23 protein-coding genes are annotated in these 21742 nt (G+C 65.1%); 4 read left to right on the top strand and 19 right to left on the bottom strand.

The window, feature by feature from the left end; genetic code table 11:
* Window positions 1-47 precede the first annotated feature (47 nt).
* The 13 genes from M1M07_RS01660 to M1M07_RS01600 form a co-directional block, all read right to left on the bottom strand.
* Window positions 48-863, bottom strand: a complete 816-nt coding sequence (locus M1M07_RS01660; RefSeq protein WP_248673113.1) for an enoyl-CoA hydratase-related protein — start codon at window positions 861-863, stop codon at window positions 48-50.
* On the bottom strand, window positions 860-1594 hold the full coding sequence (locus tag M1M07_RS01655; protein ID WP_248673112.1) for a tyrosine-protein phosphatase: 735 nt from the start codon (window positions 1592-1594) through the stop codon (window positions 860-862). Before M1M07_RS01655 ends, M1M07_RS01660 begins: the two co-directional genes overlap by 4 nt.
* Window positions 1591-1785, bottom strand: coding sequence for a hypothetical protein (locus tag M1M07_RS01650; RefSeq protein ID WP_248673111.1), 195 nt, complete (start codon window positions 1783-1785; stop codon window positions 1591-1593). The genes M1M07_RS01655 and M1M07_RS01650 overlap by 4 nt, the downstream gene beginning before the upstream one ends.
* Window positions 1786-1787: 2 nt before the next feature.
* Window positions 1788-2315: a DoxX family protein gene (locus M1M07_RS01645; RefSeq protein ID WP_248673110.1), complete on the bottom strand. Its 528-nt coding sequence runs from the start codon at window positions 2313-2315 to the stop codon at window positions 1788-1790.
* A 294-nt stretch (window positions 2316-2609) separates the two neighbouring features.
* On the bottom strand, window positions 2610-3347 hold the full coding sequence (locus M1M07_RS01640) for an SDR family oxidoreductase (protein ID WP_248673109.1): 738 nt from the start codon (window positions 3345-3347) through the stop codon (window positions 2610-2612).
* Between the two features lie 237 nt (window positions 3348-3584).
* The gene (locus M1M07_RS01635) at window positions 3585-4556 is read right to left on the bottom strand and encodes an aldo/keto reductase (protein WP_248673108.1); all 972 of its coding nucleotides are present in this window, start codon (window positions 4554-4556) and stop codon (window positions 3585-3587) included.
* Between the two features lie 10 nt (window positions 4557-4566).
* On the bottom strand, window positions 4567-5238 hold the full coding sequence (locus M1M07_RS01630; RefSeq protein ID WP_248673107.1) for a hotdog domain-containing protein: 672 nt from the start codon (window positions 5236-5238) through the stop codon (window positions 4567-4569).
* Entirely contained in the window at window positions 5235-5885 is a 651-nt protein-coding gene (locus M1M07_RS32970) for a PaaI family thioesterase (RefSeq protein WP_248673106.1), read from the bottom strand. Before M1M07_RS32970 ends, M1M07_RS01630 begins: the two co-directional genes overlap by 4 nt.
* Complete coding sequence (locus M1M07_RS01620) at window positions 5882-6487, bottom strand: PaaI family thioesterase (protein ID WP_248673105.1); 606 nt, start codon at window positions 6485-6487, stop codon at window positions 5882-5884. The genes M1M07_RS32970 and M1M07_RS01620 overlap by 4 nt, the downstream gene beginning before the upstream one ends.
* 10 nt (window positions 6488-6497) lie before the next feature.
* The gene (locus M1M07_RS01615; RefSeq protein ID WP_248673104.1) at window positions 6498-7319 is read right to left on the bottom strand and encodes an acyl-CoA thioesterase II; all 822 of its coding nucleotides are present in this window, start codon (window positions 7317-7319) and stop codon (window positions 6498-6500) included.
* Between the two features lie 31 nt (window positions 7320-7350).
* The gene (locus M1M07_RS01610; protein ID WP_248673103.1) at window positions 7351-8124 is read right to left on the bottom strand and encodes an enoyl-CoA hydratase/isomerase family protein; all 774 of its coding nucleotides are present in this window, start codon (window positions 8122-8124) and stop codon (window positions 7351-7353) included.
* Between the two features lie 284 nt (window positions 8125-8408).
* Window positions 8409-8885 carry an enoyl-CoA hydratase-related protein gene (locus tag M1M07_RS01605; RefSeq protein WP_248673102.1) on the bottom strand — a complete coding sequence of 159 codons (477 nt, stop codon included), beginning with the start codon at window positions 8883-8885 and terminating at the stop codon, window positions 8409-8411.
* Window positions 8886-8942: 57 nt separating this feature from the next.
* Window positions 8943-9533 (bottom strand): PaaI family thioesterase, encoded by a 591-nt coding sequence (locus tag M1M07_RS01600; protein ID WP_248673101.1) that lies wholly within the window; start codon window positions 9531-9533, stop codon window positions 8943-8945.
* A 191-nt stretch (window positions 9534-9724) separates the two neighbouring features.
* Between M1M07_RS01600 and M1M07_RS01595 the strand changes: the two genes are divergently transcribed.
* The gene (locus M1M07_RS01595) at window positions 9725-10780 is read left to right on the top strand and encodes an acyl-CoA dehydrogenase family protein (RefSeq protein WP_248673100.1); all 1056 of its coding nucleotides are present in this window, start codon (window positions 9725-9727) and stop codon (window positions 10778-10780) included.
* A gap of 68 nt (window positions 10781-10848) precedes the next feature.
* On the opposite strand, the gene M1M07_RS01590 is transcribed toward M1M07_RS01595, so the two are convergent.
* Window positions 10849-11457 carry a TetR/AcrR family transcriptional regulator gene (locus M1M07_RS01590; RefSeq protein WP_248673099.1) on the bottom strand — a complete coding sequence of 203 codons (609 nt, stop codon included), beginning with the start codon at window positions 11455-11457 and terminating at the stop codon, window positions 10849-10851.
* Window positions 11458-11631: 174 nt separating this feature from the next.
* On the opposite strand from M1M07_RS01590, the gene M1M07_RS01585 reads away from it, so the two are divergent.
* From M1M07_RS01585 to M1M07_RS01575, 3 genes are all read left to right on the top strand, one after another.
* A complete protein-coding gene (locus M1M07_RS01585; RefSeq protein WP_248673098.1) occupies window positions 11632-12786 on the top strand; it encodes an amidohydrolase family protein in 1155 nt (384 codons plus the stop codon).
* Window positions 12787-12870: 84 nt separating this feature from the next.
* A complete protein-coding gene (locus tag M1M07_RS01580) occupies window positions 12871-13080 on the top strand; it encodes a hypothetical protein (protein WP_248673097.1) in 210 nt (69 codons plus the stop codon).
* Window positions 13081-13434: 354 nt separating this feature from the next.
* Window positions 13435-14184, top strand: coding sequence for an enoyl-CoA hydratase-related protein (locus tag M1M07_RS01575; RefSeq protein WP_248673096.1), 750 nt, complete (start codon window positions 13435-13437; stop codon window positions 14182-14184).
* Window positions 14185-14606: 422 nt separating this feature from the next.
* On the opposite strand, the gene M1M07_RS01570 is transcribed toward M1M07_RS01575, so the two are convergent.
* The 5 genes from M1M07_RS01570 to M1M07_RS01550 all read right to left on the bottom strand — a co-directional run bounded on the left by M1M07_RS01570 (window position 14607) and on the right by M1M07_RS01550 (window position 21739).
* The gene (locus tag M1M07_RS01570; protein ID WP_248673095.1) at window positions 14607-16163 is read right to left on the bottom strand and encodes an ABC transporter substrate-binding protein; all 1557 of its coding nucleotides are present in this window, start codon (window positions 16161-16163) and stop codon (window positions 14607-14609) included.
* A gap of 127 nt (window positions 16164-16290) precedes the next feature.
* Window positions 16291-17304, bottom strand: a complete 1014-nt coding sequence (locus M1M07_RS01565) for a DUF2889 domain-containing protein (RefSeq protein ID WP_248673094.1) — start codon at window positions 17302-17304, stop codon at window positions 16291-16293.
* Entirely contained in the window at window positions 17304-19583 is a 2280-nt protein-coding gene (locus tag M1M07_RS01560; protein ID WP_248673093.1) for a CoA transferase, read from the bottom strand. Before M1M07_RS01560 ends, M1M07_RS01565 begins: the two co-directional genes overlap by 1 nt.
* A 190-nt stretch (window positions 19584-19773) precedes the next feature.
* The gene (locus M1M07_RS01555) at window positions 19774-20571 is read right to left on the bottom strand and encodes a crotonase/enoyl-CoA hydratase family protein (protein WP_248673092.1); all 798 of its coding nucleotides are present in this window, start codon (window positions 20569-20571) and stop codon (window positions 19774-19776) included.
* A 13-nt stretch (window positions 20572-20584) separates the two neighbouring features.
* On the bottom strand, window positions 20585-21739 hold the full coding sequence (locus M1M07_RS01550) for a thiolase family protein (protein ID WP_248673177.1): 1155 nt from the start codon (window positions 21737-21739) through the stop codon (window positions 20585-20587).
* Window positions 21740-21742: the final 3 nt, after the last annotated feature.

Genomic DNA, 21742 nt, shown 5'->3' with positions numbered 1-21742 from the left:
CGCCTCGGTTCGGTTGGTGGACGGATGGACGCCGCAGTGGATGGGAACTACCGACCCCGCCAGACGGGTGGTCGCTTCTCGGCAAACGCGCGGGGACCTTCTTCAGCGTCCTTCGTGGCCCGGTTCGCAGTCACTTCGATCAGGTTCCGATCCCATGCCTCATGTTCGGTGACGAACTCGCGGTCGACGATTCCCGCCACCATCCGCTTGGTGGCCTGCACTGCAAGCGGAGCCTGCCGGCCGACGATCTCGGCCATCGCAAGTGCTTCGTCCAGGGCACTGCCGGGAGGCACGACACGGTTGACGAGCCCCCACGAATGCGCTTCGGCAGCGGTGAAGCGGCGACCCAGCAACAGGAGTTCCATGGCGACGGGCCTGGGCACCCAGGCAGGTAGACGTACTCCTGCCCCGGACGATGCAAGAAGGCCGTTGCCGACCTCGGGAAGGGAGAACACTGCGTTCTCGTCGGCGACGACGAGATCGCACGCGAGCACCATCTGCGCTCCCCCGCCCACGGCGAAACCGTTGACCGCGGCAATGATCGGCTTGTCGATGGCGTGGCGGCACACTCCGCCGAAACCCCACGCCGCCTTGACGGGATCGTCGGGTTCAAGAGACTGCCCTTCGGACATCGCCACGAGATCACCGCCGCCGCAGAACGCTCTGTCGCCGGCGCCGGTGAGGATCACGACCCGCACCGCCGGATCGTGGTGGGCGCGTTCGAGAGCGTCCCCGACCTGTTCGGCCATGTCCGCATTCATCGCGTTACGGGCACGGGGCCGGTTGAGGGTGATGACGAGGACTTCCCCGCGGAGTTCGGTCAGCACCGCCGGGGCGGCGAGGTCGGTTCGTGTCGAGGTCACAGCGTCTCGTCCTCCGTCCTGTACATAGCCGACGCGTGGACTCCCCTCATCCGGGCTCGCCACGTCTCGAGACGAGCCGGATTCGCACCGCGGTCGAGCATCCACTGCACCGGTCCCCCCGGTGCCGACGTGAGCTGCTCGACGATCGGTGTGATCGCATCCGCCGGGGCGCGGAGGAACTGTTCGGCGAGCGGAGGCGAGTTGCGGGTGCGAATGCCCACCTCGAGCCACCGGTCGATGAGATCGAACAGCGCTTCTTCACTACGCACGTAATCGTCGACGACTGCGTCCGGTTCGACGCCCGCGGCCAGCAACAGTACGGCGACGAGGACGCCCGTGCGGTCCTTACCTGCTGTGCAATGCAGCAGCACGGGACCCTCGGGTTCGGCAACGAGTTCGAGGATCTCCCCTGCGCGGGTTTCGTTGTAGTGGAGCATGCGCGCGTAGAGCGACTGCAGATCGACCGGTCGAGCTCCCGGCGCCGCCGAGTCGAACAGGGGCAGGGGGTTCACCACGGTGCCGCTCGGCCAGTCGTAGGCGAACCTCTCACGTTCGGATTCGCCGCGCAGATCGACGACGATGCGGGGTGGCCAGGGATCGAGATCGGGTACCACCGAGTCGCCCGGGTACGGCGCATCGCCGCGGTACAGCACTCCGTGGGCGGTCATCCCACCGCCCACGAGTGGTAGTCCGCCCACGTCCCGGAGATTGGCGAATCCGCGTGCGGTCACTGCGACCACCGTGCTGCAAGGAAAGAGTCGGGTGCCATCGTGTCGACCGCAGCGATGCGGTTGATCTCGAGTTTTCCGTCCAGCGTGAAGCACTCGGCAAGCTCGGCGAGCTTGCCGCGGTCACCGTCTTGCGTGTTCCGGGCAACCGTGCCGCGGACACATTCGCGGGCGTGCAATTCCGTAAGGTTCATCGTCACGACACGGTCACCGACTCGTCGCTCTCCTTCGGTGCCGGCCGGTAGCAGGTTCCGAGCAGGATACCGGCCGCAGCCAGCCCGCCGAGCAGCGCGATACCGCCGCCCGCCCAGCCATCGAGCAGATTCTCACCGAAGATCAGCTGGTCGAGGCTGGCGCTGCCGGCGCCCATGATCGCCACGACCACAGCTCCCCCGGCGAGCACGAGGTTGTACTCCCAGCCGTCGGCGGCGACGAAAAAGCCCTTGCCTCGGTGCACTGTCCACGCGGCGACAAACATGAGCGAGACGAATCCGGCGGCGGCGAACGGTGTGAGCAGACCCAGCGCAAGCGCGACGCCCGCACCCACTTCGGTGAGAGCGGCGAGCCACGCGTGCATCCTGCCGGGTCGCATGCCGATGCTGTCGAACCAGCCGGCCGTGCCCGGAATGCGACCGCCCCGGAAGAGCTTGCCGTATCCGTGGGCCGCCATCGTCAACCCCAGTAGCACGCGCAGTATCACCAGGCCGGTGTCGATCGTGTCCACTTCAGCTCCGTTCCCTCTAAGGCGTCGGGGATAGGGTGCTGCTGCCTGCGTCACGCCAATCCCGATACACAAGTCTTACCTGTATAACTAGGTTGTCGGCAAGGCCACCACCGGGGCCGTCATTGCGCGGGACGTCCCGCGGTCATCATCGACCTGCCGTCGGGGGACTACGATTCGTTCACCGAAAACCCACCCCAGCGACGGTTTCTGCGACTTCCGCATGGCGTCGACAGCGTTCGGCTCGCGGTCCCGGGTCCATGTCGATTCTCGATTGCTCGCTACGAAAGGGTTGTTTCAGCCGATGCCGGCGCCCCCGTCGACACGCACGGTCTGGCCGGTGATCCAGTCGCCACCCATCCCACACAGGTACGCGATCGCCTCGTACAGTTCGCGACTGGTGCCGACTCTCTTGATTGCGTTGCCGGCGACGATCGCCTCGGCGGCCTCGAGCTGTCCTTGCGCTGCTTCGAAAGCCGAGATACCAGGCGCAATGCAGTTGACCGTGATCCCGCAGTCGCCGACCTCGCGTGCCATGCCCTGGGTCATTCGCTCGACCACGTTCTTGGTGAGTCCGTATACATTTCCGCTGTTACGGGAAGCCATCGACGAAACGTTCACGATGCGTCCGAAGCCGCCCTCCCGCATGATCGGGACAGCAGCCTGGAAGCACTTCAGCGTGCCGGTGACATTGACAGCCCATGCCGCGTCCCACATTTCGTCGGGGCAGTTGATCAAGCCGGCTTCGGCAAGTCCACGCCACAATCCGGCGTTGTTCACCAGGATGTCGAGGCGGCCGAACTCCGCCCGCACTTTTCCGATCATCGATTCGATGCTTCCACGGTCGGTCACGTCGACTTCGATCCCGACACAATGCGGACCTTCCGACGACGCTTCGGCGGCAGCCGACCGGGTATCGCGCACGTCCGCAACCACGACGTTGGCGCCGTCCTGGGCGAAATACCGGGCGTAGTCCCGACCGAGCCCTCGGGCTGCCCCGGTCACGATCACCACGCGTCCTTCGAATCGTTTCACAGCAATCCTTCTCTCGGTCTTGCCCACCAAGGCTCAATTGAAGACATCAGCGCTCGCGTCCCACACGTCCGCGGACCGCCCAGCCATCAGGTGACCCCACCCGTCACATGACTACTCACTGCATTCGAATCTGGAGCCGCCTTCTCGATTCGCTCATCGTCGATCAACGAAGCAGGCAGTCGGGCCGGCACCAACCGGGCTCATCGTCTGCCGATGCGCTGCTGTACAAAGCAGTTCTCAGGCGAAGCCGGCGATCGGCCGCGGATGGTAGGACGACTCGAGTACTGCGCACTCTTCGTCCGTCAATTCGAGTTCGAGCGCCCCGAGTGCATCGGTGAGGTGCTTGGATTCGGTGGCGCCCACGATCGGCGCCGTTACCGCCGAGCGCCGGAGCACCCACGCGAGCGCCACCTGTGCGCGCTCCACTCCCCGTTCGTCCGCGATGCGGCCGACGGCGTCGACGATCGACCGGTCGCCCTCGTCGTACAACCCCTTGCCGAATTCGTCGCTCTCGGCCCGCACACTCGACTCACCGAAGGGTCGCGTCAGCCGGCCCCGGGCAAGCGGACTCCACGGCAGAACCCCGATTCCCTGGTCTGCGCACAGTGGCAGCATCTCCCGTTCCTCCTCACGATAGAGAAGGTTGTAGTGGGGCTGCATCGAGACGAATCTGGTCCAACCGTGCAGGTCGGCCGTGTACAGCGCCTTGGCGAACTGCCACGCAAACATCGATGACGCACCGAGATAACGAACCTTGCCGGACCGCACGAGATCGTGCAGTGTCTCGAGTGTTTCCTCGATCGGGGTGCGACCGTCCCAGCGGTGGATCTGGTAGAGGTCGATGTAGTCGGTACCCAGGCGGCGCAGGCTCGCTTCCACTTCGGTCATGATCGCCTTGCGCGACAAGCCACTTCCGTTGGGGCCGGAACGAACCCGTCCGTACACCTTCGTCGCGATCACGACGTTCTCACGCGTGGTGTATTCCTTCAGAGCCCGACCGACGATCTCCTCGCTGGTCCCGCCCGAGTAACTGTTCGCGGTGTCGAAGAAGTTGATGCCCGCCTCGACCGCGGCGCGGATGAAGGGCTTTGCGGCGTCTTCGCCGAGTGTCCACGCGTGTTGTCCCGCGCCGGGGGTGCCGTAGCTCATGCACCCCAGCGCCAGCCGGGAAACCTGAAGTCCGCTGTTGCCGAGTCGGACGTACTTCATGTCGCTCCTCTTATCCGTCGGTGCCGCTCGGGGTACGCCGAGCAATGAAGAGTCCTTCGGCAGAAGCACATACCTCCCCGTTGGCGACCAACTCCCCGATCGTGAATCGTTTCCGGCCTTCGTATCTCAGCTGCTTGGCACGCACGGTGATGGGGCGATACAGCGGGGTGGGTCGCCGGTAGCTGATTTCGAGTTTCGCGGTCATACCGTTGTTTCCGGCGCGATGGTTTGCCACGGCAAGCGCGGCGTCGAGCAGTGCGGCACAGACGCCGCCGTGCACCGCAGCCGGTGGCCCCTGGTAGGGCAGGCCGAGAGTGACCTCACCCTCGACCCATCCGTCCTCCACGACGTGCATGACCAGAGGTGGAGCGAGGGTGTTCTCCGGTCCGGTCACCGGGTCGTGCCGGGCCACTCCGTCGCCCTCCCACATCTCTGTCAGTCGCTCGGACGGCGACTCCGTGCGCGCTTCGAGCTCGTCGGCGATACCCCGAAGCTGTTCGGTAAGCGACGGAAGATGATCCGCGTCGGGATTCGTCAGCGACAACGCTTCGACGATGCGGCGGAGCTGGCCCGCAGTGTCGTCGAGCCGAGACTCACCGGGGAGGGCCGTCAGGCACTCCTCCTCACCGGTGTAGAACCGCGACAGGTCCTTTCGCGTTTCCGGAATCTTCCATGTGATCACGAGTCCTCCCGACCATCCGATCCAACTGGTGCCTGTGCAGGCGTCGGGCGCGGTTCGATGAACAACCCCTCGGCCGACACTGCGACCTTCCCGTCGACCACGATTTCTCCGGTAGCCCAGAGCTTGCGTCCCTCGCGTTCCTTCAGGCGTGCCACCACGGCGACGGGAACGAACAGCGGCAGGGGACGGTGGTACCGGACAGTGAGCTGCGCAGTGAAGATTGTTCCGCCATTCGGGGCGGTGGCCACGCTGAGCACGTGGTCCATGACCATCGCCGAGATGCCACCGTGTACGAAGGAGTTGGGTCCCTGATACGGGAGTCCGAATTCGACTTCTGCTGTCAAGGTTCCGTCGGGGCCGGCCTCGAGTACGATCGGCGGCGCTATCGCATTCTCGACTCCGCTGACCGGGTCGTGCCGCCAACCGGGATTGCGGATAGTTTCGGTCACCGTGCGGGTCGGGTTCTCCAGATGTTCGGAAAGCACATCCAGCTCGTCGGCGACGTCGAGAAGCAGCGGGTCGTCGACGTCGACGCGCAGGAGCAGATCCACAATTCGGCGCAACTGCGCGGCATCGCGTTCGAGGGCACCGGCGTACGCGAGTTCCACATCCGTGACCGGCAACGAGAGATTGTCGACGACAGTCACAGACCGGGCTCCTTCGCGATGAACAGGCCGTCGCAGACCACGGTCGGCTCGCCGTTCACTTCCAGTGTCCCCTGCGACCAGACCTTGCGCCCCTCGGCACGCACGTGTCGTCCGCGCACTGTCACCTCCGTATACAGGGGTGTCGGCCGCAGATAGCGCAGCGTCATCTCCGCGGTGACCCCGGCTCGACCCGCCGCACGGTTTGCGACCGCCATCGCGACGTCGAGCACGAGACCCGAGACACCACCGTGCACGATCCCGGGTGGGCCTTGGTACTGCCGAGGGAATTCGGCGTGTGCCAGCGACGATCCGTCCTCGCACTGCTCGAAGTGGAGCGGCACGGCGACAGGATTCTTCGAACCGCTCACAGGACTGCGTGCGAGCACTCCGTCCTGCGATCCGGTTTCGCCGGTGACGCATTCACGGGGCTCTGCTGCCACGTCCTGCAGACGGTCCGCGAGCGCCGAGATCTTCTTCGAGATATCAGGATTCGCTGCACCGCGCACTCGGGCATCGAGTATCGCGGTGGTGAGCCGACGGACTGCTCGAGCAGCGACCTCGACAGCACGCGGATCACAGGGTGCCGAATCGACCTCGTTCATCGAGTTCCCTTCATCCCGCCGTGATTGCAGGATCGTCATCGAAGTAGACCATCTCCTGTGCGAGGCTCGCGATGCGTCTGCCCGCCGCGTTGAAGATCGTCCCGGAGTACCAACCGCGATTGCCGCCGGCCGCTCCGGGTTCGTAGTCGACCCGGAGCCACCCGTCCCACTCGGGCACGTCGTGGAACCACAGCGCATGATCGAGACTCGGGCCGAGAACTTCTCCGCCGAGATGCTTCGGAAGTCCCGCCGAGAAGTCCGACATGTACGTCAACGCTGCCGCGTGAACGAGCACGTCCTTCTCCGGCAAGCCGCCGATCGGCCGGACATGAAATCGTGTCGGGAAGAACTGTGTGCGGTTCGGCCACTCGTCGACTCGCACTTCCAGCGGTAACTCACTCGGTATGTCGCGGCAGTTCTCCGGCGGAGACATCGGAGGAGGTTGCTTCCCTGCCAGTTCTGCACCATCGGCACGGAGGCGGAACGATGCTGCCATGTTGAAGAGAACCTGCCCACCTTGCAGGGCGACGACGCGTCGCGCGGAGTAACTCCTGCCGTCCCGATCGCGTTCCACCCGGTAGACCACCGGCTGCGACGAGTCACCGCGTCTCAGAAAGTAGCCGTGCAGCGAGTGCGGTTCCCGACCCTCAGGAACTGTTGCACCGCAAGCAAGTAGACACTGAGCTGCGATCTGGCCACCGAAGAGGGGCCTACCGTCGTGATGTACGGGGAGGGCGCGAAACAGATCCCGGTCGAGGTTTTCGACAGTCAGGATGTCCAGCAGCGTCGTGCGGTCTTCCACTTCGGTTCTACTTGTACAGGCTTTGGTCATGGCGGTCCTTCCACCTAGAGCGTCCGTTACATCACTGCCGCTCTGCGTGGCGGAAGACGGGCTCGCGCTTCTCCAGGAAGGCAGCCTTGGCCTCCTTGGCGTCTGCGCCGGTGATGTTGTTGGCCTGTGCGTGCGCTTCGCGTTGCAGCGCAGCTTCCATACCGCCGCCTTCCGCGCTCGCGTCGAGCAGCTGCTTGGTGAGTGAAATCGCCTGAGCAGGCCCGTCTGCAAGGCGGCGGGCCATCCCCGTGACCACCTCGTCGAGTTCGTCGGGTGACACGAGGCGGGTGACCAGTCCCAGTTCGGCAGCCTGGGCCGCCGAGTACATGTCACCGAAGAACGCGATTTCCTTGGCCTTCTGGATGCCGACGAGCTTGGGAAGGAGCCACGACCCGCCCATGTCCACCGACAATGCCCGGCGCACGAAAATCTGCGAGAAACGGGCACGATGGGTGGCGACCACGAGATCACATCCGAGTGCGAGATTCCAGCCGGCGCCGACAGCGACACCGTCGACCTTCGCGATGGTGGGAATCGTCAAGGCGTGCAAGGAACGGGCAGCCTCGCCCGCATCGGCCATGTAACGGAGAGCGTCCTCCCGCATGCCCGCGAGATCGGCCCCGGAACAGAAGTCTCCCCCTGCTCCCGTGAGTACGAGCACCCGGTCCTGTTCGTTGCGGCGGACGTCCGCGAAAGTCTCGGCCAGCTCGCGCCACATGGTCTCGTCGGCCGCATTCTTTTTTTCCGGGCGGGACATCGTTACCGTCACGACACCGTCGTGACGGTCCACCTTCAAAGTCTCCACGGATGAACTCCCCTCACACGTTGCAGTCAACGTAGTTTACTACGTTATTTATGTGGCCGTGGCTAGCATCCTGTCCACTCAAGCGAACGCTTCTCGAAGAAGGCCCGCACACTTCGGTAGCATCCTCCAAACCGGCGATTGCGCACTTCGCCCGCTCGGTCGACTCCCACCCGGCTTCGTCCGCTGCCGCAGCCGCCTCGTTGACGGCAGCCAGTGATGCCCGCACCGCCACGGAGGCATTCGCGCAGATTCCCCGCGCGAGGCGTACCGCTTCCGTGCGCGCTTCACCAGCGCGGACGAGGACGTTGACGAAACCTGCCGCGCAGGCGCGCGATGCGCAAACGGACTCGCGGGTGAGAATCAGTTCGCGCGCGAGATTCAGCGGCAGCGTGGCGCGCGGAACAGCCCGCGCACGTGGGGACCGGTCCGCGTGCCACCTCAGGGAGACCGAAGACGGCAGCATCCGAGGCGACGACGAGATCGCACGCGAGCACGATCTTGAACCCACCACCCAACGCAGGCCCGTCCGGAGCAGCAATGAGCGGCTTGGTCCGGTTGCGTCGGATGATCCCGTACCCACCGCCGCGTTCGGTGAAGTAGTCACCGCCCGAGGCAAGATCACTGCCGGCGCTGAAGACAGATCCTGCCGCGGCGAGAACCCCGGCCCACAGATCGTCGTCTTCGTCGAACAGGGTCAATGCAGCATTGATCTCGTCGGCGAGTGCCCTGTCGGCCGCGTTACGCTTTGAGCTGCGACGCATCTCGACGACGAGAACATGCCCGTCCCGCGTGAGGTGACCAGGGATGCCCCGCATCCGTCACGGCTGCCCCGGCTTGAGTTCGATGAACAAGCCCTCGGCTTCGGCACACAGGACGTCACCGTGACGAAGCTCGGCTCGCAGGAATCGCTTGCGCCCCTCCTCCCGTTCGAACCACCCGGCGACGGTCAGCTCGACGTCGATGGGTGTGATCGAACGGAAGTCCACATGCAGATAGGCCGTACGACACGGCGTGCGGTCGGTACTCGCGAGCCGTCCCAGCACTTCGTCGAACATCAGCGGGATCGTGCCGCCGTGTGCGGCTCCGTTTCCTCCGAGGTAGTACCTGCCGAAGGTGACCGTGCCGGCGAGACCGTCACGGTCCCATCGAGCGGCCAGTATCGGCGGCGACATGCACTGTGCACGTCCCGGTACGTCGAGGTGCCCGAAGGGGCGATGACGTTCGGACACCTGATAGTCGGCAACCAGTGCCTGCACATCGGCAAAGTGAGTCGCAACCTTCTCGACGACGTCGAGGGGCGGGTTTGCTCCTGCCAGATCGTCGAGCATGGCCCGGGCAGTGGCGATCATGGCGTCGTACGGGCCGGGCCGCTCACGGTGGACGCCGGCGTCGAACCCGCGGTGACTCACGGAACTCCAGCCACCTCCGACGTCCGTACTCTCGACTGCAGCGTCGGGATGATTCCTGGACATTCCTTACCTCCGTGCTCGTATGGCCGCTCGATCCGAACCTAGAATCCCAGGAGACGAGCGTCGGGCGCTACCCAAAACGTAGGTGACATGGTTAACTACGTCAGTAATCACGACGTTGGAGGAGTGTCATGGACTTCGCGCTGAGCGACGAACAAGAAGCCCTCGCCGAGGCCGAGCGCGCCTGGCTCACCAAGAACGACCCGATCGCAGCCCGACGACCGGGAATCGACGACGGCCCGGCCCGTATCACCCCCACAGGGGTGCGACACCTCGCCGAATCCGGCCTGATCGGACTCCTCACAACGGATATGGGCGGCACACACGTCGACCTTGCCGTACTCGTCGAAGAGCACGGCCGCGCGGGTAGTGCGCTGCCGGTCGCGGAACTCGCGGTCGCGGCACGTCTGCTCGAACAGCTCGACCATCCCGCTTTCGGCGCCACCGAATCGGGTATCGAGATCGTGGTGCCGGCACTCGCCTCCATCGAGAACCCCGCGCTGCACGCGCAACTCGAGGGCGACGCACTGCGCCTGAGCGGCACCACGGCACCGGCGACCGGGCTGATCGACGCACACAGCGTCCTGATCGTCGCAACGACGGACAGCGGGGCCGAAGTTGCCGCCGTATTGCCCATCGATACGGTGTCCGTCCGCACCCTCGAGAACCTCGACCTGACCCGTTCGTGGTCGGTCGCCGACGTGGACGCCACCCTCGATGCCGGCGCCTGGTCGGCACTGCCGTCCGGCACCGCCGCATACCTGCACGATGCCCTGGCAACATTCAGAGCCATGGATGCATTGGGCGCCGCCGCGCGGCTCGTCGACCTCACCGTCGAATACGCCGGGCAACGCACCCAGTTCGATCGTCCGATCGCAAGTTTCCAAGCTGTCAAACATCATTGCGCGAACATGGCTCTGTCCGTAGAGGCTTCGCGCGCAGCATTGTGGGCAGCGGCGGTCGCGCTGGACGGATACGATGCGGACACCCGCACTCGCGCAGTCTCGGCCGCTGCGGCATTCACAGGTGAGGGCGCGAGCACCACCGCACAGACCGCGCTCCAGGTTCACGGCGGCATCGGCTTCACGTGGGAACACGATGTGCATCTGCTCATCCGCCGCATCAAAGTCGACGAGCTTCTCGACGGATCGGTGTCGTATCACCGGCGGCGACTCGTCACCGCCTGAGCAGCGGCCGACCCAAGAGGCGGGCAACGGTTCCGGAAACCGTTGCCTGCCTTTTGTTTTTGCGCTCGTCAGGCGCCGTCTGCGAGTCGGCGGAAGTACTTCTCGGTTTCGGCGATCAGGGCATCGGCCTCGGCTTCGGTTTCGGTGCCGAACAACGCGATCGTCGCTTCGTTGCGCATCGCGATGAGGAAGTCGCCGAACAGCCGTTCCCTGCGCGTGGGTCCGAGACCGAGGATCGCGATCTCACTGTCGCTGCCCACCCGACTCGCCCTGCGACGCTGAGCGTCGAACCCGGGTGGCGTGTCCCCCATCGCGACGACCCGGGCTTGGGCACGGTTCTCCCAAATCAACGACAGGTATTCGCGGGTGCCGATGATGAACAACTCGAAGCCATCGGTCTCTCCCTCGTCCCGGGCCGTTCGAACAACCTCGTCGACCCGGCTGCGCAGAAGCCCGACGAAGTCCTGCCAGATGGCATTGAAGACTTCGGCCTTACCGCCGAAATGGTGGTAGATGCTGCCGACGCTGACGCCCGATCGCTCGACGATCTCGGCCATGGTCGCCGCCGAGAACCCCCGTTCGCTGAAGACCTCGACGGCCGCGTCGAGCACCTTCTCCTTCGTCGCCGACGTGCTCGTCCACGTACGGGCGCGCGCACGTCCCTTGCTCTGCAGCATCGTTCCTCCGTCGTTGCACTGCCCGGGTTGACTTACCTCCCCGTCGTGGCCATAATCACTGTACATCCTAAAACGGGATTCTAGAATTTCTTCCAACAAGGCGTGGTGCCAGCAGAAACCCCGCTCGGCACATATCCCCTCGCCGCAACACCGCACCAACGAATGGAGACCGAAGTGTCCGAGAAGCTGTGGGCCAATTCCGGTGATTCGCACTTCCTCGAGCCCGACGACCTGTGGCGGTCGCGTCTGCCCAGGGATCTGGCCGAGCTCGTTCCCCGGTCGGAGAAGGATCCCGACGGCAAGTGGGAGACGGTGTTCGTCGACGGCCAGGCGTTCCGTCGCCGGCTGCCGAGCATCGCCCAGGAGGAGTTCTACGCAGCCAGCCACCGCGCGCCCGGTGCCAGCAACGTCGAGCTGCGTTTGAAGGACCTCGACGAGGAGGGCATCTGGACCGAGCTCATCTTTCCGTCCCTCGGCATGTGGTCCAGCTCGTTCCGCACTCCGAAGGTCCTGCGTGAGGCACTGCGCGTGTCCAACGACTGGGCCAAGGAAACGATCATGGATTACTCGCCGCGCCTGATCCCGACTGCCCAGGTCTCGACACTCGACATCCAGGACGCCTGTGACGAGCTCAAGCGTTGCGGCGAGATCGGTTACAAGGCCGTGTTCATGCCGGTCGCTCCCCACCCGGCGCAGAAGGACTACAACCGCGACGAGTGGGAGCCCTTCTGGGCGCTCGCCGAGGACATCGGCATGGTCATCGCGTTCCACATCGGCACCGAGCCCATCGACTTCGCGACCGGCGGCGCCTCCGGCGTCGTATACCGCGGCCCGGGCGGCGCGGTCCTCAACTACACCGAGACGACCTTCGGCGGCCAGCGTGCCGTCATGAAGCTTGTCGCGTCGGGCGCGCTGGATCGTCACCCCAATCTGAAGGTCCTGGTCTCCGAGGGCGGCGCGACGTGGGTTCCGTTCGTCGCCGACCGCATGGAGGAGGGCTACCGCCAGCACTCGATGGCCGTGCGCCCCAAGCTGAAGCGCAGCCCGAAGGAGATCATCTACTCCCAGGTATACGCCTCGTTCCAGCACGACGAGTCGGCTGTCGCGGCGCTGACCTCCATGGGCTACAACAACGTGATGTGGGGTTCGGACTACCCGCACATGGAAGGCACCTTCGGCCACACCCAGATGACCCTCCACAACCTGTTCGACAAGGAAGACCAGCGGGTCAAGGACCGGATCATGCACGGCACGTTCCAGGAGCTGTTCCCGGACGCCCCGAAGATCCCCGCCGCCGGCACCGAAAAGCCGGCGACCGCAACCGTCTGACGTGCACCGGTGACCATTCGGCCGGTCCGCATCGAAACCCGTGCGGGCCGGCCGACCCACTTCATCTCCTGAAAGAGCACTCCGATGAGCGACAGCGTTCTCTACGATCTGCCGGGCGAGTTCGTCTCCTCGATGGCCGAGGCCTCCGGGTACTGCGATGCCCAGGCGGTCCTTCCGACGGAAGATCACTACATCGCCTTCTGCACTTGTGGCCGGTGGCATACCACCGTCTCGACGCGCGACGAGGGATTGACCCTTGCGCGGGCACACACGGCCGAGACCGAAGCCCAGTAGTCGATCAGCCTTTCCACATGCAACATTCGGGTCCGGAGCCACATTCAGGCTCCGGACCCGAATAGCGTTCCGGCCGAACTCTACTCGGAGACCGTCATCTCCTTCCCAGGAGCAGCTGGGTCACCGACAGGAGGAGTTCGTCGATGAACACGGCACGGCTCGTCCGCACCGCGTCCGGGGAATTCTGTTCTGCGGCTTCGCGCGAACCAGGCGGTCGAATTCCTCCACCGGGATCAGGCGACTCGACGAATCCCACGCGGCACACGTGTGGATCAACCACGACCCCGACGACTGGAACCACTACGGTCCGGGACCGGTTGTCCCCGCAGTTTCCACAGAACGAGGAGCGACATCATGACCGTACGCGAAACCGTCCACGGGCGAACACTTGTCGTGCACATGGAGCGCGAGGCGAAACGCAATGCCGTCGACCGGGCGATGTCCGAGAGGATCGGTTCGGCGCTCGACCGACTCGAGGACGACGACGACCTGCGGGTCGGCATCATCACGGGAACGAACACGGTGTTCTCCGCGGGTTCGGACCTGACGAGCGGCGGCGAAGCGAAGACCGAACGCGGCGGCGAGTACGGGGTGATCCGACGACAGCGACGAAAGCCGCTGATCGCCGCTGTCGAGGGACCCGCGCTGGGCGGCGGCTTCGAAATCGTCCTGGCGTGCGACCTGGTGGTGGCCTCGACTACCGCTCGGTTCGCACTGCCCGAAACGCGCCGCGGCGTGATCGCGACCTCCGGTGCGCTCTTCCGGGCGATGCGAGTGCTACCGCTGCCGGTTGTGAAACAGCTTCTCATCACCGGTTTCGGACTGTCCGCGGAAAGGGCGTATCACTTCGGTCTCGTGAATGCGATCACCGAACCGGGCAACGCGATGAGTGAAGCGTTGGCAATGGCCGAGGACATCTGTCTGTCGTCCCCTGTCGCAGTCCGGGAAACCCTCGTCGCTCTTGCGGAACAGTTCGAGGTGGCAGACGAAAAGGGGTGGGCTGCAACCGGTCGCGCAATCGACACAGTGATGGGTTCGGACGACTTGAAGGAAGGGGTACAAGCATTTCTCGAACGCCGCATCCCGGAATGGAGAGGACGATGACGGCGAACAGCACCACGAGATAGCAGAGGCGTGGACGCGCGATCGCGATGACACCACAGGAGGTCGACGCCTTCCTGGAGCAGGAAAAGACCTGCCGTGTAGCGACAATCTATCGCAATCGTGGTCGACGCCGGCGAGGGATTCGCGGAGCTGCGTGGCGTCGAGATTCGGGGGACCGCCAAGGCTGTGGGTTATGTACCTCGCAGATCGGATCCGGACGATGTTCTTGTCGTTCCCGAGTTGCTGTTTGCTCGCAAGTACACCGATACCGATCGATTCGCCGCAGACGGAAGACACGCGTGGCTTCGTGTGATTCCGAGTTCGATCCCGAGTTGGGATTTCCGAAGGAATCCGGAACCAAGAGTGCGGGTCCGGAGCCGTTTTCAGGCTCCGGACCCGCACTTGGTGGAACTGAGCGGAACTCACTCCGAGACGGTCAGGTACCGGAAGTCGAAGGGACCGAGAGTCGTGGAGTAGTCCATGTCGGTGCTGAAGTTGCCTACCTTGTCGCTCATGACCCACGGGTACGTGATCCACACCAACGGTGCGCCCCACGCCTGCTCGACGAGGTAGCGGTTGAGCTCGGCAGCGGACGCCTCACGCTCGCCTTCCGATCGACGTGAATCGTTTGCCGCGGCGAGCATCTGGGTGTACTCGGGGGTCACACCTGCGGGGTTCAGCCGGGGACCCCACCGATACGACGAACCGGACGTGAAACTGGTACCCAGTGGCGAGTAGTGCAGCAGAGCTGACGCCTCACCGCGCCCGAACGATGTCGGACCCTCGAGGCCGTCCTTCACGATCGGCGTGATCTTGATACCTGCCTGAGCGAATTGCTCCTGCATCGCATCCCCCACACCCGGGGTGATGACGTTGGTGATGATGACCTCACCCAGATCGATGCCGTTCGGATGCCCGGCCTCGGCGAGCAACTGCTTCGCCTTGGCCGGGTCGTAGGTGTAGGTTTCGTCGAGCTCCGCGTCGTATCCAGGCAATCCGGGGCGCGAGTACTGGTGGCGCACTTCCGATCCCAGGTACAGGGCCTCGATGATCTCGTCACGGTTGTACGCGTAGTTGATCGCCTGGCGGACCTTCACATCGTCGAGGGGCGCGATGTTGCGGTTGAGAAACAGCTCGACGCCGGTGCCGGTGGGCACGTCGACCGTTGTGAGGCCCTTGCGCCCCTCGACGGCGTTCACGGTACCCGGCAGGAACTGGCCGAGTTCGATCTGACCGGCGGCCATGGCATTGGTGAACGCCTGGGTGTCGGAGATGGCCTTGTACTCGATCTTCGCGAGCTTCGCCGCGTCGGCGTCCCAGTAGTCGGAGCGGTCGCGCACGATCGTGAGCTCCTCACCGGGAGCGAAGCTCTCGACCGAGTACGCGCCTGAACCATTGGTCTCCGTCGCCGGATTGCCATTGGCGATCAGGTCGGGATGCATGACGAAGCCGGCCATCTCGGCGAGCACGTAGGGCACGACCACGGTCGGCTCGGCCAAGGTCAGCGTCACCTGATAGGGGCCGGTTACGGCAACGTCGACCACGGGCGCCATGCGAGACTTCACGGACGGGCTGTCGACGGTGCGCGCCCGGTCGAGATTGACCTTGACGACCTCGGCGTCGAGAGGCGTCCCGTCACGGAAGGTGACGTCCTCACGCAGGTTGAGGATCAGGCCCAGGCCGTCCGGCGAGTAGGAGTAGTCCTGAACGAGCATTCCGTCCACCGTGCCGTCCGCCTTCACGGTGAACAACCGGTCGTAGATCTCGTTGAGCCCAAAGCGGAACGAGGCGATCTCGCTGGTTGCCATATGGGGGTCGAGGCTGGTGATTCCGGTGGTCCAACCGGTGCTCAGGGTGCCCTCGACATCCGGGGCGCCCGAGCCCGATGCAGTCGAACCGGAGTCGCTTGTACCGCATGCCGCCAGCAGCCCTACTGCGGCGATCGCAGCGGCGGCACGGAGGGTGTGCCGTCGAAACATGATGGAGCCTTCCTACAGGGGACATGGAACCTTCCAGCCCCCTGGCGAACACACCGCGGGACCGGAATGTGCTCAGGCTAACATTTTTCTTAGTAAACGTATACCACTTGTATTACTACGTTTAGTTTCACGTATCGCGTTTGCCGTTCAGATACTCGACGAGCACCGGCACCTCCGCCATCGCGCGCATTGCATCGTTGAGGTGCGTACAACCCGCCGTTCCCGGAAACGTCTCCAGCACAGCAGCTCTCAGTGCACGAAGCGGCGTCCCCACGATCCGATCGACCGACAGCGAGGCCAGTGGACATTCCCGGTAGGGCAGAACCCTGGGGTCGGCGGACATCGTCAAGATTTCGCCCGTCATAGGATCGGCCGTCGCGGTCACCCGGTATTCGTGGACGACAACGCGTCCTCCTTCCGGAACGGTGGACGAATCCTGGAACATCGAGTCGATCTCGATGACGTCGCCGATCGTCACGTCGATTCGCCGAGCGCGCCGCATCGAGATCTCGGTGATCTCATCGAGTTCGTGCCATCCGATCGGATCGTCGTCGCGTGGCAGTGGGCCCACCGGCTGGACGAGGTGGTTCCACTTCGACGACCCGTCCGGCATCAATGCTCCCGAACCCGGCTGGAATCCCGTACAGATGCCCTCCATGTTGCGACGCGGCGTTCCCCCGGCGGCAGCGATCAGCTCCTCCACCGGCACCCACCGCGAGTAGGCGAAACCGGCGATCAGTGTCGCGCCCGCGATGTCGTCGAGCAGCAGATAGAGCGGCGTCCCTGCAGCGGCCTCCTCCGCCATCACCTCGGCGAGGACCGTCCGCGAACTCCCTCCGCCGCGCGCTCCCACCATTCCCACCACCGCGGGACGCGGCGGATCCGCGGTGATCTCCTCGATCGTGCGAGTTCCCGGGTCCACCCCGACCGACATCGAGTCGCATGCCAGGACGACCGGTGATCCACCGTCGCCAGGAGTGAGAAGATCCCGCGCACGGCCCGTCAGCCGTAATTGCGTGCCGGGCCCGGCCGGCCAGCGCATGTCGATCGTGGAGGTGCGGCGCACCGAGTTCGGACGCCGTTCGGGCGCGGGACCCGACGGGCCCCGCGCTGCCAATCCGAACGGAATGTCGATTGCCATCAGTCGTGTTCCCAGAACTTCGGAACCGAGGGGCCGCCGGCGACCCGATCTGCGTACATCGCCTCGATCGCCTCGTCGGAGTAGCCGAGCTCGGAGAGGATCTCCCGGGTGTGCTGACCGATCACCGGGGCGGCGCGATCGAACGTGAGGGTGAGGTCGTCGAAGTTCCAGTACGCACCGGGCTGTTCCATCCGGCCGAAGTGCGCATGGTCGTAGGAAGCGATGAGCTGTCCGGTGCGGTTTGCTTCGTCGTCGAAGAATTCGAATCCATACTCTTCCCGGACCGGCTCGCCCGCGATTCCGGCAGATGCCAGTTCGACCAGTAGCTTCTCGGATTCGAACGCGGCGAGACCGGCCTCGATTCCCTCGTCGTCGGTCGCACCCGCCAATGCACGCAGAGCGGCCAGTTGCTCCTCGCCCTCGGTGACGATGGCAACCCACCCGTCCGCAACCTCGTAGATTCGATGGCCCGGCCCGTATCCGGTCTGGGTGGCGTCGAATCGTGGGTACTCGGCGATATCACCGTCGGCGAGCCGGATCAGCGTTTCGCTCTGCGTCACGGTCGCCGACGCGAGCAGCGAGCCCGACGCCTTGGTTCCGCGGCCGGTACGTTGCTTGTAGTACACCGCGAGAAGAGTTCCGATGAGGGAGCCAAGGGCCGTCTGGACATCGAGAACGCCGAACCGGGAGAACTGCGGAGGATTGCCGACTCCACCGTTCTCGACCTCCCAGCCCCCGAGGGCCTGGAAGATCGAGTCGAAGCCGGGACTGTCGGCGCGATTGCCCTTCTCGCCGTAGCTCGTCACGTAACCGAGGACGACATCGGGCTTGATCGCGCGCAACCCGGATTCGTCGATGCCGAGCTTGGCGGACGCCTTGGGCCGCTGGTTGTGGTGGACGACATCCGCCCATCCGACCAGCCTGCGCAGCACCTCCTGGCCCTGCTCGGTAGTGAGGTCGACCGCGAGTGAGCGCTTGTTGCGGGAGCAGGCTTCCCAATAGCTGGGCTTGTACCGAAGCCTGTCGCCGACGACGGGCTCGACCTTGATGACTTCGGCGCCGAGGTCCGCCATCAACATCGGGGCCATCGGGCCGGCGAGGAAGCTTCCGAGGTCCAGGACCTTCAAGCCCGCGAGCGGGCGTGGATCGGCAGGCTCATCCGCGGGGATCTCGGAGCCGGTCCGCGAGGATTCGAGTTCGGCGAAGACCTCGTCGGTGTGCTCGCCGAGAAGCGGCGCAGGGCGTGTGACGGCGCATTCGGGCTCGATCGCGAACGGGTTGCCGGCCTGGATAGTCTTTCCGTACGTCGGATCGTCGACCTCGACCACGTAACCGTTGGCCATGACCTCCGGGTCTCGCAACAGCTCACCCATGGCCAATGCCGGCTCGATCGCAAGATCTGCAGCCCGGAAGACGGGCAGCCATTCGGCGCTCGGCCGTTGCGCAATGACGGTACGCAAGTCGTCACTGGCGTTTCTGGACAGGTCGGTCAGGCCGAGGCCCAGTTCCGCGGCAACTTCTCGAACGAGCGGTATGGCGCTCACGTCGATGCGCTCACCGGGGTTCATCATCTGCAGCCAAACACCGTCGCTGCACTGGTACATCGCGAGCTGCGGGGGCGCCTCGTACTTGTTGAGAATCAGTTCCGGGATCGGGTTCTCGGCGTTGTTCCAGGCGAGTGAAGCCGTGTTGAGCATGCCCTGCAGGAGCGAGGTGTGCACTGCCCCGATCCGGCCGGTACGGTCACGCTGAATGAGTCGGGCAACGATGCCCGCGGCAGCCAGCGAAGCGGCTGCCCAGCTGGGCAGCGGGAAGCGCATGGCGATCGGGCCCTCGCGGTAGCCCCAGAGTTCGCCCATGAGCCCGGAACGGGCCTGGACGAGCAGGTCGTGGGCCGGGCGGTCACGGTCCGGGTGGTCGATGGGGTATCCGGTGACCGAGGACACGATGAGGTGCGGGTACCGCGAGTGCAGGGCGGCGTCGGTGAGGCCGAGTTCGGCGGCCCGCGACGGGGAGAGGTCGTGGACGAACACATCGGCAGTGTCCAGCAGTTCACCGAGTCGGATCGCTCCTTCGTCGTCGGCGACATCCAGAACGACACTCCGCTTACTCCGGTTCCACGACGCGAAAGCCGCACTCCTGCGGACCGGGTCGCCGTTCGGAGGTTCGACCTTGACGACGTCTGCTCCGGCTTCCGCCAGCATCCGAGACGCAACCGGGACGGCCAGTCCAGAAGCGAGTTCGACGATGCGTATCCCGTCGAGAATCCGATCGGACATGGATGTATCCACCTTTCCTGACTGCCGTGCGCATGCCGGCCACACAATGGTGCTTGTGACGTCCGACACAACACTAATACACATAAGGCAACCTGACCTACTTGGTTAACCTTGACTGGATACGAGGCAGCCCGGGCCGCTTCCCCTCCGGGAACGGCCCGGGCTGTGTCACCGACGCATCTCCAGCGCGTCAGCGCGCCTTCCAGACCGGCTCGCGCTTTTCAGCGAAGGCGAGCGGCCCTTCCTTGGCGTCCTCACTGAGAGCGAGGCGGTCCCATTCCGCAGCGGAGAGCGCCCATCGGGAGTTCTCATCGGCACGGACACCGTCCACGACGCCGTATGCCACGCGCTTGCTGGCCTGAACCGACAACGGCGCGTTCACGGCGATACGCTGGGCGAGATCGATCGCCGCCTCGACGGACTTGCCTTCGGGGGCGACCTGGTTGATCAGGCCGACCTCGAGTGCGCGAGCCGCGGAGATCGGCTCGCCGGTGAAGATCATCTCCATCGCGAGACGCTGCGGGATCTGCGCCGGCAGCCGGAACACACCTCCCGCGCCGGCGATCAGGCCGCGCTTGACCTCGGGCAGGCCGAACGTGGCGTTCTCCGCGGCCACGATGAGATCCGCCGACAGGGCCAACTCGGTCCCGCCACCGAGCGCGGTGCCGTTGACCGCGGCGATGGTGGGCTTGTCGACGTAGTGCTTGACGAAACCCGCGAAGCCCCAGTCCTCATGTCCGGGAGCGTGCAGGCCCTCGCCGCGCGAGATCGCCTTGAGGTCCGCACCGGCGCAGAACGACTTGTCACCGGCACCGGTGATGACGATCGCCCGGACCTCGGGATCGTTCGCCGCCTCCTCGAGGGCACCGCCCACTCCGATGCTCACCGACGAGTTCACCGCGTTGCGCGCCTCTGGACGGTTGATCGTGATCACCATGACATTGCCCACGCGCTCGACGAGCGCGCCTGCCGGGGTCACCTCGGTCATCGTCGACTCCTTCTCAGTTCTCGACCAGCTCGAGGATCGTGGCGTTGGCCTGGCCGCCACCCTCGCACATCGTCTGGAGGCCGTAGCGAATCTTGTTGCGGCGCATGTGATACACCATGTCGGTGAGGATGCGGCCACCAGATCCGCCGAGCGGGTGACCGAGGGCGATCGCACCGCCGTTGGGGTTGAGCCGCTCGGGGTCGGCGCCGATCTCCTTCAGCCAGGCGAGGGGGACGGGCGCGAACGCCTCGTTGACCTCGAATACACCGATGTCGTCGACGCTCAGGCCGGACTTCTCGAGCGCCTTTGCCGTGGCCGGGATCGGCGCGGTGAGCATGATCACCGGGTCGGCGCCGACGACGGTGGCGGTGTGGATCTTGGCGATCGGCGTCAGACCGTACTTTGCGGCCGCCTCCTCGCTCATGATGAGCAGCGCCGACGCGCCGTCGGAGATCTGCGAGGCGTTGCCGGCATGGATGACACCGTCTTCCTTGAACACCGGCTTGAGCTTGGCGAGCGTCTCGACCGACGTGCCCCGGCGGATGCCCTCGTCCTTCGAGACGACTGTGCCGTCGGGAGCCGTCACGGGCACGATCTGGGCGTCGAAGAGCCCGGCGTCCTGTGCGGCCGCGGCACGCTCGTGCGAGCGAGCGGAAAACTCGTCGACCTCCGTGCGGCTCATACCCCACTTCTCGGCGATCATCTCGGCACCGATCCCCTGATTCGGCGCGACACCGTCGTAGCGGTCGAGGAACGATTTACTGTAGGGCTTGCCGGCGACCTGGACGGACGAGCCCATCGGGACGCGCGACATGGACTCGACTCCACCGGCGACGACGACGTCGTAGTGGCCGGCTTCGACGCTCGCGACCGCGAAGTTCAATGCCTGCTGCGACGAACCGCACTGGCGGTCGATGGTGACGCCCGGGACCGTCTCGGGCCATCCGGCCGCGAGCAGCGCGGTGCGGGCGATGTCCTGGGACTGTTCCCCCACCTGCTGGACACAGCCCCAGATGACGTCGTCCACTACTGCCGGGTCGATACCCGCACGCTCGACGAGCGCGTTGAGCACAACCGCGGAGAGATCGGCCGGGTGAATCCCGGACAATCCGCCGTTGCGCTTACCGACCGGCGTGCGCACGGCCTCCACGATTACTGCAGTCACGATGTA

The organism is Rhodococcus sp. HM1 (genome assembly GCF_023218075.1).
GTDB lineage: Bacteria > Actinomycetota > Actinomycetes > Mycobacteriales > Mycobacteriaceae > Rhodococcus.
This window is presented reverse-complemented; position numbering and strand designations above follow the sequence as displayed.